We start from the raw sequence: 16,520 nt of genomic DNA on the forward strand, positions 1-16,520 counted from the left end.
CATGGCTAGCCGGTATCAGGCCGACCCGCGGGCAAATACTGTCCAGGAGGGGGCGAGCGTCCTCGACCAGGTCATCGGTGCGACCAAGCAAACCGAGGCATCCGAAGTCACGGAGCTTCTTCGCGCGCTGACGGATGAGGCGACGGCGGGAACGGTGACGTTCTCGAAGAACCTCATGGTCACGATGCGCGACGCGATCGCGAAGCTCGACCAGATGATGTCGAAGCAGCTCGCCGAGGTGATGCATCACGAGAAGTTCAAGGCGCTCGAAGGGTCGTGGCGCGGGATCCATTACCTCGTCCAGAACAGTTTGACCGGACGCGACCTCAAGATTCGCGTGATTAATGCCTCGAAGCGTGATCTTGCACGCGACCTGTCGAAGGCGGTCGAGTTCGACCAGTCGACGCTGTTCAAGAAGATCTATGAGAACGAGTTCGGCACGCCCGGCGGCGAACCGTACAGCGTGCTCGTCGGCGACTATTACTTCGGCAACGGGCAGGAAGACATCGAGCTGCTGCGCAACCTGTCGGGCGTCGCGGCGGGTGCGTTCGCTCCGTTCGTGTCGGCGGCTGCGCCGAGCATGTTCGGCTTCGACAGCTTCGAGGAATTGTCCCAGCCGCGCGATCTTTCAGATAAGTTCCAGGCGACCGAGTTCAGCAAGTGGCGCAACTTCCGCGACACCGAGGACAGCCGCTTCGTCACGCTGACGATGCCGCGCGTGCTCGCGCGCCAGCCGTATGGCGAGACGACGAAGGCGGTCGACGAGTTCGGTTATGAGGAGGCACCGTTCGATGCGAACGGCGCGCCCAAGCCGATGAAGCACGGCGACTATTGCTGGATGAACGCGGCGTATGCGCTCGCCCAGCGGATGACCAATGCCTATTCGGAGTCGGGCTGGACCACCGCGATCCGTGGCGCCGAGGGCGGCGGTAAGGTGTCGAACCTGCCGACTCACCTGTTTCAGTCGGACGACGGCGATATGTCGGAACAGTGCCCGACCGAGATCGCGATCACCTCGCGGCGCGAGAAGGAGTTGAGCGATCTCGGCTTCCTGCCGCTGTCGCACTACAAAAACACCGACTACGCGGTGTTCTTCGGTGCGCAGACGACGCAGCGGCCGAAGAAGTTCGATCGTCCCGAAGCCACTGAGAACGCAGCGATTTCGGCGCGCTTGCCGTACATCATGGCGACGTCGCGGTTCGCGCATTATCTGAAGGTCATGGCGCGCGACAAGATCGGCTCGTTCATGGAAGTCGAGGACGTGTCGATCTGGCTCAACCGCTGGATCCTCAACTATGTCAACGCTGCCGAGGGCGGGGGTCAGGAAATCCGCGCCAAGTTCCCACTGCGCGAAGCCCGCGTCGAGGTAACGGCGGTGCCGGGGTCGCCGGGGAGCTACAACGCCGTCGCCTATCTCCGTCCGTGGTTGCAGATGGAGGAATTGACGGCGTCGCTCCGGCTCGTCGCGCGCATCCCGAAGAAGGCGTAGCGCCGGAAAGATCGAGGGAAAGACCCGTGCTCGCCGCGAGCCAAGCCGATCCGGTCGCGGCGGAGCCTTTCGATCTCGATTTCGTCACGCGCCTCGGGCGTGGCGCGATCGCGAGCGAGGCGATCGCTGACTTCGTCGCGGCGACGCCTGGCGACGCGATCGCGCTGTGGTTCGGCGAGGACGCCCCGGTGTCGGCGCGGTTGTTGCAGCTCCGGCTCGACCGCGCCATCGCGGCGATCGATGCGGCACTGTCCGCAGCGGTCGTCGCACTGATCGGCCACCCGCGGTTCCGCGCGCTCGAATCGGCGTGGCGCGGCGTCGCGTGGCTGACGCAAAGCCTGATGCCCGACAACATGACCCAGTTGCGCCTGCTCGATGTGCGCTGGCACGAACTGGCACGCGACCTCGAGCGGGCACCGGAGTTCGATCGCAGCGCGCTGTTCCTCAAGGTTTATGAGGATGAATTCGGGACGCCCGGCGGGACGCCATACTCGCTGCTGATCTCGCTCCACGAAGTCCGCCATCGTCCGGCAGCGGGGCATCCGGTCGACGACATCGCCACCCTCCGCCACCTGTCGACAGTTGCCGCCGCGGCATTCGCGCCGATCATCCTCAACGCGGCCCCGGCGTTGTTCGCCGCTGACACCCACGCCGACCTCGACCTGCGGCGCTCGGTATCAGCGCTGTTCCGCCAGCTCGAATACGGCCGCCTCCAGGCGCTGCAGCGTCACCCCGACACGCGCTTCCTCGGCCTCGTCGCGCCGCGCATCATCGTGCGCGCGCCGTGGGAGCGGGCGAGTCTGCCCGACCTCGCCTTCCGCTACACCGGCAACGACCGGGCGCTGACGGCGGGCGGTTCGCTGGCGGTCGCGCATGTCGCGATGCGCGCGTTCAACGACCATCGCTGGCCAGCGTCGATCACCGGCACGGTTCGCGACGAATTCGGCGGTGGCTTGATCACCGGACTTCCAGAAATGTCGTTCGACACCGACCGGCGCGGCGTCGCGATCCAGCCGCCGATCGAGGTCAATGTGTCGGACACGATCGACCGCGAGCTCAACGACGCAGGGATTATCGCCATCCGTTGCGTCCGCGATACGCCGTGGCTCGCGGTGTATAGCCTGCCCTCGATGCACCGGTCGGAGGCGGTCTATCACCTCGAAGCCGCCCGCGCGAACGACCGGCTGAGCAGTATGCTCAGCTACATGCTCTGCGTTGCCCGCTTCGCCCATTATATCAAGGTGATCGGCCGCGACATGATCGGCTCGATGCAATCCGCGAGCGAGGTCGAGGCGCGGCTCCAGCGCTGGCTCAATACCTATACGACCACTGGCGACCGGCTCAGCGCCGAGATGCAGGCGCGCTACCCGCTCGAGGAAGCGCGCATCCGCGTCGTCGACGCGCCCGAGCGCCCCGGTGCGCTTGAATGCTCGGTCTGGCTGCGCCCGCACTTCCAGATCGACCAAGCGGTGTCGGAATTTCACCTTGTCACCGTCGTGGCCCAGCCCGGATAAGAAAGAACAGCGATGAGCATCAGTGACAGCCTTCGCGACGGCGATCTCGACGCGGCGCGTGCCGCCTCGATCGAAGCCGTCCGCGCCAATCCGGCGAGCGCGCGCGATCGCCTCGCGCTCGCCGAAGTGCTGATCGCGCTTGGCGACCTCGAACGCGCCGACACCCACCTCGACGCGGCACAGAACCTCGACACGAGCTTTGCCCTTGTCGTCGCGCTCGGGCGCCAGCTGATCCGCGCGGCGACGTGGCGGAACGAGACGTTCACCGCCGGCCGCCCGCCCGAACTCGTCACCGCGCGGACGCCGGCCGTCGATGCCGCGCTAGCGGCCATCCTCGCGGCGCGCAGCGGGGGAGAACCGGCGGTCGAGAGCGAAGAGCCGACGACCACCGGGACAATCGACGACCGGCCGTTCTCCGGGTGGCGCGATGGCGACGACCGCACCGCCGGCGTTCTTGAAGTGCTGACCTCGACAGGCAATTATGTCTGGGTGCCGTTCGAGCATGTTCGCGGTCTCCGCTGGCTGGCGGTCGAGCGGCTGCGCGATACGATCTGGCGGCCCGCCGAACTCGAAGTCGCCGATGGTCCAACCGGCGTCGTCTACCTGCCCGTGATCTACCACGCCGGGTCCGAGCAGACGCCGCAGCAGAAGCTCGGTCGCGAGACCGACTGGCTCGATGGCGCGATTGTTTGCGGCCTCGGGCTGCGGACGTGGCTGATCGGCGACGAGGCGGTCAGCCCCGGCGACTTTGCCCAGTTGACGGTCACGGCGTGAGCGGCGGATCGGTCCTCGACCGGCTCTCGGAGGTGGTTCCGGGCCGCGCCGTCACGGCGCAGCGCGAGGGCATCCGCCGCGATATCGAGGCGCTGCTCAACACCCGCCGCCGCATGCTGACGAGCCCCGCCGAACTCGACGAACTCGAAGGCTCGCTGCTCGATTACGGCCTCGATGATTTCACCCACGAATCGCAAATGTCCGAAGGGTTTCGCGACGAATTCGTCGAGAGCGTCGAGCGCCTCGTCCGTCGCTTTGAGCCGCGGCTGACGCGTTTCGCGGTGACGATCGTGCCCGATCAGGATCAGCTCGACCGGACGCTGCGCTTCCGCATCACCGGGCTGGTGACGCTTAGCGGCGTGGCGCAAGAGATGCAGTTCGACAGCCATGTCGACCCAGTGCGCGGCCATTTCGTGGTCAGGCCCTAGCCGGAGTCCGCGATGTTCGACGACCTGCTGCCCTATTATAACGCCGAGCTTCGCTTCATGCGCGAGATGGCGGGTGAGTTTGCGAAGACGAACCCCAAGATCGCCGGGAGGCTGCGGCTATCGTCGAACGCGATCGAGGATCCGCATGTCGGGCGGATGATCGAGGCATTTGCCTTTCTCGCCGCGCGGACCCGTCTGAAGTTGGACGACGACTTTCCCGAACTGACCCACTCGATGCTCGGCATCCTCCAGCCGCACACGCTCGCGGTGTTCCCGTCGATGTCGATCGCCGAGATCGCGCCGACGGTGGGTCTGCAGCACGAGGTCGTGCTGCCGGCCGGCAGCGAGATCGCCACCGAGCCGGTCAACGGCGAGCCGGTCCGCTATCGGACGACGTACCCGGTGTCGGTCTGGCCGATCGCTTTGACCGGGGCGCGGGTTTCGGGGCTGCCGCTCGCGGCGCCGCGTAATCCGCGCGCGGCAGCCGCCGCCAGCGTTCTCCGGCTCAGCCTCGCGTGCACCGAACCCGACGCGACGTTCGGCAAGCTCGGGCTCGACACGCTCCGGGTCCACCTCCATGCCGAGGCGCGGGTGGCGAACATCCTGTACGAGCTGATCCTCGGCGGGACGGTGTCGATCGCGCTCGCCGATTCAGCCGCGGACCCCAATCCGGTGATCCTGCCGGCGAGTTCGATTCGCAGCGTCGGTTTCGCCGATGAGGACGTGTCGGTGCCGCTGCCGCCTGCTGCCGAGCCGGCCCTCGCGCTGGTCGGCGAGTATTTCGCCTTTCCCGACAAGTTCATGTTCTTCGACCTGACCGGATTGTCGGCGAAGACGCTGCGCGACGGCGGCTCGACGATGGAGGTGTTTCTCTATTTCGATCGCTTCGATCCCCCGCTCGAACGGCTGGTGACCAAGGACCGCTTCCGCCTGTTCTGCACCCCCGTCATCAACCTGTTTCGCGACCGGGCCGAGCCGATCCGGCTGACCCCGGGGCGGTTCGATCACCGCATCGTCCCCGATGCGCGGCGCGAGAGCGTGATCGAGGTGCATTCGGTCGACACCGTCACCGTCACCGACCGGACGGGCAAGGTCCAGCCGTTCCAGCCGTTCTTCGGCATCGGACGACCGCGCGCGGGGGCCGACCTGCGCTATTGGCACACCGCGCGACGCGCCAATCCGCGCGCCGACGGCGGCGACGATGTCTTTATCTCGATGATCGATACCGCCGGCCTGCCGGTCGCCGACGCCGAACTGGTCGCGTCGATCGAACTGACCTGCACCAACCGCGAACTGCCGCGCGCGCTGCCGTTCGGCGAGGGGCGGCCGCGGCTAACGATCGTCGGCGCGCCCGACACCGTCGGCACTGCGAGCTTCCTCATCTCGCCGACCGATCCGCTGCGCGCGCGGCGCGGTCGTGGCGAACTGTGGCGGCTGATCAGCCACATGTCGCTCGCGCATATGAGTGTGGCCGACCCTGAAGTTTCACTCGCGGTGGTCAAGGAGCTCCTTGCGCTGCACGATCATAGCGACGCCTCGGCGGGCCGCGTCGTGGTCGAGCGGCTGACCGCGGTCGAAGGAACCCCGACGACGGCGCGCGCCCCGGCGGCGGGGCATGTCGTCTTCCTCCACGGCACCGACCTGCGGATCGAATTCGACGACAAGCGGCTGTCGGGGACCGGGACCTTCCTGCTCGGGGCGGTGCTGGCGAACGTCTTCCGCTCGATGGCGGCGATCAACACCTTCAGCCGGACATCGCTCTGGCTGCGTGGCGAGCGGCGGCCATGGCAGCAGTGGGCGGCGCACACCGGAACGCGGCAGATCATTTGACCGCCGACCCCGACATCGTCGAGTTCTTCGAATTCGTCCGGGAACGGCTCGAGGCGGCGCGGCGCGACGTCACGCACGCGGCGACGATCGGGGGCGACGATTCGCCGGTGCACGAAGCTGTGCGGTTCACCACCGCCGTCGGGCAGCGGCATTTCGCCGACGAGGTTGCCAATATCGCCGGTGCCGACGGCACGACGTCGGTGACGGTCGCCTTCATGGGGCTGACCGGGCCGAGCGGGGTCCTTCCCGACCATTATACCGAGCGCGTGGTCGACGAGCGGCGCGAGCGAAACTTCGCATTCGGCGAGTTCCTCGATATGTTCAACCACCGCGCGCTGAGCCATTTCTGGCGGGCGTGGGCGAAATACCGGTTGCCGATCGCGTTCGAAAGCGATGGCGGCAGGCTCGACGACAGCTTCAGCCGCGCGCTCAAGTCACTTGCAGGGCTCGGCGTCGCGAACGAGCCCGTCCGCGACGAGGCGTGGCTGTCGATGACCGGTGCGATGTCGCGGCGCGTGCGGTCGAGCGGCGCGCTGCGACGGATCGTCGAGGGCATCTACGGCCTCCCCTTCGAGATACTCGAACTTCGCGGACGTTGGGTCGATCTCGCACCGTCCGAGCAAACCCGGCTGGGAGCCGGCTTGGCCGATGACGGCGCGTTCGCCACGCTGGCACAGGATGCTGTCGCCGGTGCCGCGATCTGGGACGTCGTCAGCCGTTTTCGTGTCCGCGTCGGGCCGCTCGATTTCGAAGACTTTCAGAAGTTTTTCGCCGGGACCACCCGGGCGGAGATCACCGACACGATCCGCCGCGCGGTCGGCGGTAACATCGACTTCACGATCCAGCTGGTCTTGCGCGGCGATGCGGTGCCGCAACTCCGCCTCGATGATGCGGCGGTCCCCGCGGCGCTTGGCCAGTCGACGTGGCTGCTGGCTGGCCCAGCGACGGGCGATCGGGACGAAGCGGTCCTTAACAGCGGCGGATATTAAATATCATGCGATTGGACCTTTGGCGGATCGTGAGCGTTCGATAGGGAACGTGGGGTGTGAGTTTCGCGCCGTTGGTGGAACTCGATGAAATCATTTGCTGCGGCCAATCGGTCGCGGCTGCGGGGGCAGCGGTGGATATCAAGGCACTCGTAGACCGCTTGGCACCCGAGTCGCGATCGGCGCTCGAGGCAGCCTCGGGCTTGACTCTGTCGCGCACCCATTATGACGTTGAGATCGAGCATTGGTTGCTCAAGCTGATCGAAAGCGGCGATTCCGCGATTGGGCGGATCCTGTCGCATTACGAGGTCGATGGCGGGCGCGTGGCTGCCGACCTTGCGGCGACGCTCGACCGGCTCCGCACCGGCAATGCTCGGGCCCCGGCATTATCGCCCCGGCTGGTTCGCTGGATGCGCGAGGCGTGGCTATTCGCCAGCCTGGGCGTTGGTGCCGGATCGGTCGCTCCGGCGCACCTGCTCGCGTCGCTGATGAACGACGATATGCTCGCGAGTGCGATCCGCGAGAGTTCGAGCGCGCTTCGCCGGATCGATGCGCGAACGCTTACTGAAAACTTCGCGATCATCGCGGCGCCCGCCGCCACTGCCGATGCTCCGGCTGACCAGCCCGCCAATCCAGGCGGCGGCGGGACCGCCAGCACCGCGGCACTCGACAAATATTGCATCGACCTCACCGATCGTGCCCGCTCAGGCGGCATCGACCCGGTGCTCGGGCGCGATCCGGAAATCCGTCAGCTGATCGACATCCTTACCCGGCGGCGGCAGAACAACCCGATCCTCACCGGCGAGGCGGGGGTGGGCAAGACTGCGGTGGTCGAAGGGTTCGCGCTGCGGATCGCGGCGGGTGAGGTGCCCGATGTGCTCAAACAGGTTCGCCTGCTCAGCCTCGATCTCGGACTGTTGCAGGCGGGTGCGGGCGTAAAAGGCGAGTTCGAAAACCGGCTCAAGTCGGTCATCAGCGAGGTAAAGGCGTCGCCAACGCCGATCGTGATGTTCATCGACGAGGCGCACACGCTGATCGGGGCGGGGGGTGCCGAGGGTCAGGGTGACGCGGCGAACCTGCTTAAGCCCGCACTTGCGCGCGGCGAAATGCGGACGATCGCGGCGACGACGTGGGCCGAGTACAAAAAGTATTTCGAGAAGGACGCCGCGCTCACCCGCCGCTTCCAGGTGGTCAAGGTCGAGGAGCCCAACGAGGCCGACGCGATCAAGATGGTCCGCGGGCTCGTCGCGACGCTCGAGAAGCATCACAATATCCGCATCCTCGACGAAGCGGTCGACGCCGCCGTTCGCCTGTCGCATCGCTACATCTTCGGGCGGCAGCTGCCCGACAAGGCGATCGCGCTGCTCGATACGGCGTGCGCGCGCGTCGGCATGAGCCAGGCATCGACCCCCGCGTCGATCGAGGCGACCGATCGGCAGCTCGCGGCCCTCGATATCGAGGCGGGCATCCTCGAGCGTGAAACCGCAGGCGGTTATGACCATACGGCGCGGCAGCAGGACATCGTTACGGAACGCGAGGCGGTCGCGGCGAAGCGCGTCGACCTCGTCGCGCGGTGGGAGGCGGAGCGGCAACTGGTCGACGACATCGCCGCATTCCGCCGTGATGCCGAAGGCCCGGCTGAGGATGCGTCCGAGGCTGCTGCGACGAGTCCCGATACAATTACGCAATTGCGTGCGGCGCGCGCCGAACTGGCCGCGCTTCAGGGCGAAACGCCGCTCGTGCTCGATGTCGTCGATCGGGTGGCGGTGGCCGATGTCGTCGCCGGCTGGACCGGGATCCCGGTCGGCCGGATGGTGGCCGACGAGATCGCCGGGATCATCGATTTCGAAGCGATCATGGCGCAGCGGATCCGCGGCCAGCCGCAGGCGCTCGCCGCGATCGGCAGCGCGATGCGCGCGAACCGCGCCGGTCTGACCGACCCCAACAAGCCGGTCGGCGTCTTCTTGATGGTTGGCCTGTCGGGCGTCGGCAAGACCGAGACGGCGATGGCGCTCGCGGACCGCTTCTACGGCGGTGCCGACAACATGACCGTGATCAACATGAGCGAGTTCAAGGAGGAGCATAAGGTCTCGATGCTCCTCGGCGCACCGCCGGGCTATGTCGGCTACGGCGAGGGCGGGGTATTGACCGAGGCGGTCCGCCGCCGCCCGTTCAGCGTCATCCTGCTCGACGAAATGGAAAAAGCGCACCCCGGGGTGCAGGATGTTTTCTACCAGTTGTTCGACAAGGGGCGGGTCAAGGACGGGCAGGGGCGCGACGTCGATTTCCGCAATGCGATGATCATCATGACGTCGAATGCGGGGTGGGAGGCGATCGAGCCGTTGTGCGCAGATCCCGATATCCCGCCGAGCGTCGAGGCGCTTGAGCAGGCGCTGCGGCCGAAGTTGCTCGACCATTTCCGCCCCGCCTTTCTCGGCCGCGTGACGGTCGTGCCGTATCTGCCCCTCCCGCCCGCGATCATCCGCGAGATCATCGGCCTCGCGCTGGGGAAGATCGCGCGGCGGCTGACGGCTGCTTACGGAGCGACGTTCACCTGGAGCGATGCGGTCGTCGACTTGATCGCCGCGCGCTCGACCGAGTCACAAAGTGGCGCGCGCGCGATCGATGGTGTGGTTAACCGGGGTCTTCTGCCGGAATTGTCAACACTGATACTAAATCGTTTGCAGAGCGCAACTAACGTCGCCTTTGTGCGTACTGATGTTGATGATAGAGGTAATTTCCTTTATCGATTCGATGATCAGTGAGTCGTTTGTTTTCAGTCGCAATCTGACATAGGAGTGTAACATGCCAGTTTATTTGAAGCTCGGTTCTTTGCAGGGTGCAGTCACCGCCGGTCCGTACAAGGGCTGGATCGAAATCGATTCGTACAGCTGGGGCTTCTCGGTTGCCGTTCAGACGACCGCCGGTGCTGCTGGCAACCGTATGTCGTCGGGTAAGGTCACGCCGGGCGACGTCCACCTCGTCAAGCGTCAGGACGATACCACGACCCAATTCATGCTGCAGTCGCTCGAAGGCAAGAACACGCCCGAAGCGCAGCTTGCCGTGACGATCCAGGCGTCGGACGGTGCCGAGGCGAAGTACATCGAATACGTCATGAAGAACGTGATCTGCACGTCGTTCACGACGTCGGGGCAGAGCTCGGGCGGCGAGCCGATGGAAAACATCGCGCTCAACTTCAGCCAGGTCAACTTCAACCAGTTCCTGCGTGACGACACGAACGCCGAGCGCGCTGTTCGCGGCGGTTACGACTTTACGACTGCGAAGAAGGTCTAAACATTTAAGGATGGGTCCGCGGGCGGTGCATGCAGCGCCTGCGGATCGTCCTGACCGCGAGAAACAGAAAACCAGTGCATGGCGCGCGATACCAACAAATTCATCCGTTTGATCGAAGCGCCGGGCGTCGTCACCGACCATTATCTATTCAAGGTCGATGGCTCCGAGGCCCTGTCCGAGCCATTCCATTACCGCCTGCAGATCCGTTCGCAGGGTGAGGTCGCCGACGCTGCGACGTGGGTGAACGCATCGATCACCTTCGCCGTCGGGATATCGGACAACATCGACCGCAAGATCAACGGTCGCTGTGTTCGTTTCGAGCATCTGTATCAAAAGGGCGGATACACTGAATTCGCGATCGAGCTCGCCGCGTCGTTCGAGGCGTTGAAGCAGCAGCGGCACCGCCGCCTGTGGACCGGCAAGACCGCCAAATTCATCGTCGCCGACGTCCTTCGCGGCAACCAGATCACCTTCGACGACAGCAAGGTCGGAGCGCAGCCGACGCGCGAGATGTGCGTCCAGCAAAACGAGACCGACTTCGATTTCGTCTCGCGGCTCCTCGAGGACGAGGGCGTCTTTTACTATTTCCGCTACGACGCGGGCGCGGGGCCGTACAAGCATCGCATGTTCATGGCCGATAGCGTCGCGGGCTACGACGACGGCGAGCCGTTCGAGATCTCGTTCCGGCGCGACCATCTGCTGCGCGGCGTCCAGGGCGTCACGCTCGGTCACGGGGCCTCGCCCGGCGCTGCGGTCGTCCACGAATACGACTACAAGAAGCCCGGCTCGCTGACCCCGATCCAGGTGCCGACGCGCCTCGGCTCGGCCAACCAGGCGAGCGCGGTCTATGACTGGCAGTCGGGCCATTCCGATCCCGAAGCCGGACGCCGTCGCGCCAAACTCGCCATCGAGGAAGCCGAAAGCGGCGCGATGACGATGAGCGGCAACGGGTCGTATCTCGCCTTCGAGCCCGGCAAGCGTTTCCAGATCGACGACACACGGCTCAATCCGCGCGAGCGGCGCATCGTCATCCGGTCGGTCAGCCACGCGATCTTCGACCCGTCGGGGCTGAGCGAGGGCGAGCCGCATTACGACCAGTCGTTTGCCGCACAGCCGAGCGCCGATGTCTTCCGCCCGAAGCGCACCACCGCCAAGGCGGTCGCCAGCGGCCCGCAAAGCGCGATTGTCGTCGACCAAACCGATCCTGAGGGGTTCGGTCGGGTCAAGATCCAATATCATTGGGACCGCGCCGCGGCGTCGACCTGCTGGGTCCGCGTCCTCCAGCAATGGGCAGGCAACAAGATCGGCTCGCAGTTTGTCCCGCGCCCGGGGATGGAGGTCATGATCGACTTCCTCGAGGGCGATCCCGACCGGCCGGTTCTCGTCGGCTGCCTGTTCAACGGCAAGAACGCGCATCCCTATCCGGTGCCGGCGAACCTGACACAGGCGGGCTGGCGGACGTCGGGGCCGGGCGGCCTCGCGCACGAACTGTTGTTTGAGGACAAGGGCGGCGGCGAAGAAATCTTCATGCAGTCGGGCCGCGACTATCGCCGCATCGTCAAGCGCGACGAGACCGCGACGATCACGCGGTCACAAAAAGTCGATGCGCAGGACATCACCCTGACGGCGACGACGAGCATCAAGCTCGAGGTCGCCGGAAATACGATCGTGATCGACGCAAGCGGCGTGACGATCAACGGGAAAATGATAAACCTGAACTGAAGTTGTCGCGCCGCGTATCGTGCGGCATGAGTCCACTGACGGCGAAGCGCGGGAGAGACGATGATCAGGCTGCGACTCCATAGCTCCAACGAGCCTTCGCAGCAGCTCGACCAGCGGATGGTCGGCGAGGACCCGATCACCGTCGGTCGTGATGCCGGAGCGGATTGGGTCATCGCCGATCCCGGCCGGGCGTTGTCGCGGCGGCACTGCACCGTCCGTGCCGTCGGCGGCAAGATCGGCGTCCGTGACACCAGCGCCAACGGCACCTTCGTCGGCGACGATGGCGAGCGCATCGCCAGCGGCGCCGAGACGCTCGTCGCGCCCGGCGGGTCGATCCGGCTCGGCACCTTCACGCTGTCGGTCGAGGCGCTCGCCGACGATGCACAACCGGCGAAGGCCCCGGGGTCGTCCGCGCCGCATGTCTCGCTGTTCGATCCGCCGGCGGGGCTCAATCCGGCGCAGTCGGCGTCGCGCCCGGCGCGGCTCGATCCGTTCGCCAGCCAGCTTCCGCCCGACCCGTTGCTCGCCGATCACAAGCCGACCGATCGCGTCACGCTCGGCGACGGCGACGCGTGGGACAATCGCCCGGCGGCGCGCGCTGGTGACTGGAAGCTCCCGCGCGATCGCCCTGAACACGATCAACTGATCGGGACGCCGCGCGAATGGGCCGAACCGGCACGGGTCGAGCGCGACGCCGGGTTCGGCTTCGATGTGCCATTCGACCGGCCGATCCTGTCGCAGGCCCCGGCGACGCCTGAGCATCTCGCGATCCCCGAGGATTGGGCCGAGCCGGTTGCCGCGCCTGAGGAAAAGACAGCGAAGCCGACCAAGCGCGCTGCCGCCAAACGCGCGGTCGCTGCCCCCGTCGAGCCCGAAATCCCCGAAGTCGAGGCCGCTGAGATCGAGACCGTTGCGGCAGAGCCCCCGGTCATTATGCCCGCACCGCCAGAGCCGGTGAAAGCGCCAACCGTGCCGGTCAAGGCCGCCTTCGAACCGGTTAAAGCAGCGCCCGAGCCGGTCAGGACGCCGCCCGTAAAGGCACCGCCGCCGCCGAAAGCGCCGCCGCCGGTCCACGCCGAAGCGCCGTCAGCGATGGTCCCCGACGACCTGTTCGATGCATTCTGCGCCGGTGCGCGGCTGTCGCCGTCGAGCTTCCCCGAAGCCGAACGCGCGGCGGCGATGGTTCGGCTCGGCGAGGTCTATCGCGGCATGGTGCTTGGCCTCGCCGACCTGATGGGCGAGCGGACCGCGCTCAAAAGCGAATACCGGATGTCGCGGACGATGGTCCGGCCCGAGCAGAACAACCCGTTCAAATGGGTCCCGCCGCAGCGGCTCGCGGTCGAGGTCCTGCGCGGGGCCGACATCGGCTTCGCAGGCGGTGCCCAGGCGGTGACCGAGAGCTTTCGCGACATCAAGACCCATATCTTCTGCGTCCTTGCCGGCATGCGCGCCGCGATCGGCACGACCATGACGACGCTGTCGCCGGCGGCGACCGAGGCCGCGGTCGAGGGCCGGTCGTTCCTGATCAAGGCGCAGCGCGATGCGGCGTTATGGGTGCAATATGCCGAGCGTTTCGACCGCTTTAAGGTCGATGGCGAGGATGTCGACGGCGTGATCAATCGCGCTTTCCGCACCGCCTACGAGAAGCAGCTTGCGGAACTCGACGCGAAGGCGGCGGGCTATGACGGGCCGCCACAGGGACAGCATTAGTGTATTGGGACAATAAGGTTCTGTGGGCGGAGGGGATGTTCCTCCGCACGCAGCATTTCCAGCAGTTCGAGCGTTACGTCGAACGGACTGCGCAGTCATCCGTCCGCTGGCTGCAGCCGCTGGCGTGGGGATTTGCCCGGCTCGAGATCGACGATGCCTTGTTGCAGACCGGTATCATCGCGGTCTCGCGCGCATCGGGCATCCTGCCCGATGGCACGGTCTTTGAAGTTCCCGGCACCGACGACCATCCGATCCCGCTCGACGTCCCCGGCGACCTCAAGAACGTCGTCGTCCATCTGACGCTGCCGATCCGCCGCGAAGGCGGGACGAGTGCGCGGCTCGCGGCACCGCGCGCCGGTGACGCCGCGGTTCGGTGGACTGGGCAGGAGGTCGAAGTCGGCGATACCGTCGCCGGGTCCGAAGCACGCGCGACGCTGATCGTCGGCAAGCTCGAACTGCGCCTGATGCACGACAATCAGGAGCGCGCCGGTTACGTCTCGCTGCCGCTGTGCCGCCTCGTCGAAAAACGCCTCGACGGGTCGATCGTCCTCGACCCGGCGTTCATCCCGACCTCGCTCAGTTGCGCCGCGTCGGAGCGGCTGACGAGCTTCATCGCCGAAATGCGCGGCCTGTTGCAGCATCGCGGTGCGGCGATCGCCAACCGCCTGTCGAGCCAGGGTGGCAAGAGCACCGCCGAAATCAGCGACTTCCTCGTCCTGATGCTGGTCAACCGCAACGACATGCTGCTGCGCCATCTCGGCTCGCTCCAGGATCTCCACCCCGAGGCGCTGTACCGCACGTTCGTCGAACTTGCGGGCGAGCTGGCGACCTTCACCGAGGCTGCGACCAACCGTCCGCCGCAACTGCCGCCGTACAACCATGCCGATCTCGCCGGGTCGTTCCAGCCGCTGATCGGCTTCCTGCGCGAATCGCTGTCGGCGGTGTTCGAGCAGACTGCGATCCCGATCGCCCTCGAGGAACGCGCCTTCGGCATCCGCGTCGCCAAGATTACCGACCGCTCGCTGTTCACCGACTGCGTCTTCGTCGTCGCCGCAAGGTCGTCGATCGACGCCGAGCTGCTCCGTGCCAACCTGCCGAAGCGAACGACGATCGGCGCGGTCGAGCGCATCCGCGATCTCGTCAACCTCCAGCTTGGCGGCGCACCGATTCGCCCGCTGCCCGCCGAGCCACGGCAGATTCCATTCCGGTCGGGCATGATCTACTTCGAAATCAACACGCAGTCGGAGGACTGGCGACTGATCGAGCAATCGGGCGGCATCGCCATCCATGTCTCGGGTGACGTGCCCGATCTCGCGCTCGACCTATGGGCGATCCGGGGCCGCATCCGGTGAGCCGCAGCCCGTTCACCCCCGACGGGGATCGAACGCAGATCGGCGCCCCGCCGGGTGGCGACCGGACGGAGATCGGCGCGCCCGGCCCGTTCGATCGTCCGGCCTCGGCACCGCGCCCGAGCGACGACAGCGGCGACCGGACGATGATCGGGGCGAGCACCGGCGGGGCCATAGCGGCCAGCCCGTTCGCGCCCGCCAAGCTGACGCTCGACCAGCTGCCCTCGGTGGGCGGCAATCCGCTGATCGCGGCGGGCACGCCGCTGATCGCGCTCGCGGGGGGACTGCGGACCGTTCTCGCGCAACAGGAGACCGGCCGCCTGCGCCGGATCGTCATCGAGGAATTGCGCCGCTTCCAGGCGCGGACGCGCGAGTCGTCGATCGGCGAGGAGGAAATCCGCTACGGTCATTATGCGCTGTGCGCGCTGCTCGACGAGGTGATCATGTCGACGCCATGGGGCGTCGGCACCGGCTGGGGCAAGCAGTCGCTCGTCGCCACTTTCCACAACGAAGTCGTTTCGGGCGACCGCATGTTCGAGGTCGCCGATGCGCTCGAGGCACGTCCGGGCCGGTCGCCCGCGCTGCTCGAACTGCTGTACGTCTGTTTCTCGTTCGGCTTCGAAGGACGGCTGCGGCTCGAGCGCGGCGGTGCGTCGAAGCTGCTCCAGCTGCGCGAGCGGCTGTACACCGCGATACGCAACCTGCGCGGACCGATCGAGCGCGAACTGTCGCCGCAGTGGAAGGGGATCGACGCGGCGTATCGCCCGATCGCCGCCGATATTCCGCTGTGGGTACTGCTTGCCGGGTTCGCCGCGCTGATGCTCCTGATCTACGCCGGCTTCGTCTTCACGCTCGGGCTGGTCGACGGCAGCGCGCGACCGCTCGGCGCGATCTATGCCGCCGGTCCGGCAAAACTGGCACGCGCGGCCCCTGCGCCGCCGTCGGATAACCGGCTTTATCTGACGATCCTCGACATCCTCAAGCCCGACATCGACGCCGGGCGTGTCGGCGTCACCGATGACCCCGGTGCGGTCGGTGTGCGGCTACTCGATCGGGGCTTGTTCGCCAGCGGTTCGGCCGACCTCGACGCCGGTTTCGGCCCGACGATGGGGCGCGTCGCGCAGGCGATCGGCCTCGTCACCGGCCCGGTCGCGGTCGCTGGACACACCGACGCCCAGCCGATCCGCTCGCTGCGCTTCCCTTCGAACCAGTCGCTGTCCGAAGCGCGCGCTAGTGCGGTCGTCGCCGCTTTGACCGCCGCCGGGGTGCCGGGCGACCGGCTCAAGCCGACCGGATACGGCGAGACCCAGCCGATCGCCGACAACAAAAGCGAAAGCGCGCGCCGCCTCAACCGTCGTGTCGAGGTAACGATCCCAAAGACTTACGCCGAGACCCCGCGCTAATGCTATACCGTCTTCGCCGTA

The 16,520-nt window shown here is 66.5% G+C and carries 12 protein-coding genes; all 12 read left to right on the forward strand.

The genetic code is table 11. The features are described from left to right. Position 1 precedes the first annotated feature (1 nt). The 12 genes from tssC (KTC28_RS06310) to icmH all read left to right on the forward strand — a co-directional run bounded on the left by tssC (KTC28_RS06310) (position 2) and on the right by icmH (position 16,499). On the forward strand, positions 2 to 1,489 hold the full coding sequence (gene tssC / locus KTC28_RS06310; RefSeq protein WP_216709426.1) for a type VI secretion system contractile sheath large subunit: 1,488 nt from the start codon (positions 2 to 4) through the stop codon (positions 1,487 to 1,489). 26 nt (positions 1,490 to 1,515) lie between these two features. Further along, positions 1,516 to 3,003 carry a type VI secretion system contractile sheath large subunit gene (tssC, locus tag KTC28_RS06315; protein WP_216709425.1) on the forward strand — a complete coding sequence of 496 codons (1,488 nt, stop codon included), beginning with the start codon at positions 1,516 to 1,518 and terminating at the stop codon, positions 3,001 to 3,003. Positions 3,004 to 3,015: 12 nt separating this feature from the next. Then, entirely contained in the window at positions 3,016 to 3,777 is a 762-nt protein-coding gene (locus KTC28_RS06320; protein WP_216709424.1) for a type VI secretion system accessory protein TagJ, read from the forward strand. Continuing rightward, complete coding sequence (gene tssE / locus KTC28_RS06325) at positions 3,774 to 4,205, forward strand: type VI secretion system baseplate subunit TssE (RefSeq protein WP_216709423.1); 432 nt, start codon at positions 3,774 to 3,776, stop codon at positions 4,203 to 4,205. Before KTC28_RS06320 ends, tssE begins: the two co-directional genes overlap by 4 nt. Positions 4,206 to 4,217: 12 nt before the next feature. After that, positions 4,218 to 6,035 (forward strand): type VI secretion system baseplate subunit TssF, encoded by a 1,818-nt coding sequence (gene tssF, locus KTC28_RS06330; protein ID WP_216709422.1) that lies wholly within the window; start codon positions 4,218 to 4,220, stop codon positions 6,033 to 6,035. Further along, a complete protein-coding gene (tssG, locus tag KTC28_RS06335) occupies positions 5,990 to 7,024 on the forward strand; it encodes a type VI secretion system baseplate subunit TssG (RefSeq protein WP_216709421.1) in 1,035 nt (344 codons plus the stop codon). Before tssF ends, tssG begins: the two co-directional genes overlap by 46 nt. A gap of 131 nt (positions 7,025 to 7,155) precedes the next feature. Next, positions 7,156 to 9,786, forward strand: a complete 2,631-nt coding sequence (tssH, locus tag KTC28_RS06340; protein ID WP_216709420.1) for a type VI secretion system ATPase TssH — start codon at positions 7,156 to 7,158, stop codon at positions 9,784 to 9,786. A 40-nt stretch (positions 9,787 to 9,826) separates the two neighbouring features. Then, entirely contained in the window at positions 9,827 to 10,315 is a 489-nt protein-coding gene (locus tag KTC28_RS06345) for an Hcp family type VI secretion system effector (RefSeq protein ID WP_216709419.1), read from the forward strand. 78 nt (positions 10,316 to 10,393) lie between these two features. Continuing rightward, a complete protein-coding gene (locus KTC28_RS06350; RefSeq protein ID WP_216709418.1) occupies positions 10,394 to 12,037 on the forward strand; it encodes a type VI secretion system Vgr family protein in 1,644 nt (547 codons plus the stop codon). Between the two features lie 60 nt (positions 12,038 to 12,097). Next, positions 12,098 to 13,747 (forward strand): type VI secretion system-associated FHA domain protein TagH, encoded by a 1,650-nt coding sequence (tagH, locus tag KTC28_RS06355; protein WP_216709417.1) that lies wholly within the window; start codon positions 12,098 to 12,100, stop codon positions 13,745 to 13,747. 35 nt (positions 13,748 to 13,782) lie between these two features. Further along, the gene (tssK, locus tag KTC28_RS06360) at positions 13,783 to 15,099 is read left to right on the forward strand and encodes a type VI secretion system baseplate subunit TssK (RefSeq protein WP_216709416.1); all 1,317 of its coding nucleotides are present in this window, start codon (positions 13,783 to 13,785) and stop codon (positions 15,097 to 15,099) included. Continuing rightward, the gene (gene icmH / locus KTC28_RS06365; RefSeq protein WP_216709415.1) at positions 15,096 to 16,499 is read left to right on the forward strand and encodes a type IVB secretion system protein IcmH/DotU; all 1,404 of its coding nucleotides are present in this window, start codon (positions 15,096 to 15,098) and stop codon (positions 16,497 to 16,499) included. The genes tssK and icmH overlap by 4 nt, the downstream gene beginning before the upstream one ends. Positions 16,500 to 16,520 lie beyond the last annotated feature (21 nt).

Origin of the sequence: Polymorphobacter megasporae (assembly GCF_018982885.2) — a bacterium.
GTDB lineage: Bacteria > Pseudomonadota > Alphaproteobacteria > Sphingomonadales > Sphingomonadaceae > Polymorphobacter_B > Polymorphobacter_B megasporae.

Bases quoted from the DNA above. Each gene is read 5' to 3' on its own strand.
- KTC28_RS06350 (WP_216709418.1), top strand. From the start codon at position 10,394: ATGGCGCGCGATACCAACAAATTCATCCGTTTGATCGAAGCGCCGGGC.
- tssK (WP_216709416.1), top strand. From the start codon at position 13,783: ATGTTCCTCCGCACGCAGCATTTCCAGCAGTTCGAGCGTTACGTCGAA.
- tssF (WP_216709422.1), top strand. From the start codon at position 4,218: ATGTTCGACGACCTGCTGCCCTATTATAACGCCGAGCTTCGCTTCATG.
- tssG (WP_216709421.1), top strand. From the start codon at position 5,990: ATGGCAGCAGTGGGCGGCGCACACCGGAACGCGGCAGATCATTTGACC.
- tssC (WP_216709426.1), top strand. From the start codon at position 2: ATGGCTAGCCGGTATCAGGCCGACCCGCGGGCAAATACTGTCCAGGAG.
- tagH (WP_216709417.1), top strand. From the start codon at position 12,098: ATGATCAGGCTGCGACTCCATAGCTCCAACGAGCCTTCGCAGCAGCTC.
- KTC28_RS06345 (WP_216709419.1), top strand. From the start codon at position 9,827: ATGCCAGTTTATTTGAAGCTCGGTTCTTTGCAGGGTGCAGTCACCGCC.
- KTC28_RS06320 (WP_216709424.1), top strand. From the start codon at position 3,016: ATGAGCATCAGTGACAGCCTTCGCGACGGCGATCTCGACGCGGCGCGT.